The following is a 554-nucleotide window of genomic DNA, read 5'->3' on the forward strand; positions in this document are numbered from 1 at the left end:
TTCACGGGAGCGGGCGCCGCGCTCTTGCCTCCTGCCCGGTTGCGATCGGTCGAGACGCGCAGGCCCGCGTTACGCAATACGTCCAGTGCGGCACTGGCGCCGCCCATGCGGGCGCGCGATTCGACGGGCGGCTCCGCGCCGGGCTCGTTAGGCGCGGCCGACGCCGGCGCGCGCGCTTCGGCAGGCGCATCGGCTCGCGGCACGCCCGGCGCCGAATCCGGCGCGGCGGGCGTCGCGCGAGCCGTCGCGCTCAGCGTTTCAGCGGGGAGAGGCTCGTTGGCCACCGCTTGCACCGCGTGCGTTTCGCCGAGAACGGGTGTCGCGGCGCGCGCCTCATCCATCCCGGTCGATTCCGGCGCCGGCGAGGCGGAGCTAGCTTGCGCGCCGTCGCGGCGGCCGGCCGCGGCATCCTGTTCCGGCTCGACGCCCTCGCCCGCCTGCGCCCCCGCCGCTTGCACCGGCGATTCGGGGGAGGCGGCCCGCTTGGGTGCATCGGCCGGCGCCGCGGACGGCACCGGCGTCGAACGCGGAGCCGCCGCGCTCGGCACCGCGCC

1 pseudogene is annotated in these 554 nt (G+C 77.8%); it reads right to left on the reverse strand.

What is annotated here, in order from left to right:
* Positions 1 to 554, reverse strand: a pseudogene (locus DXT59_RS30510) (DNA polymerase III subunit gamma/tau); the annotation flags it as partial.

The sequence above is a fragment of the Trinickia diaoshuihuensis genome, assembly GCF_003390925.1.
Lineage (GTDB): Bacteria > Pseudomonadota > Gammaproteobacteria > Burkholderiales > Burkholderiaceae > Trinickia > Trinickia diaoshuihuensis.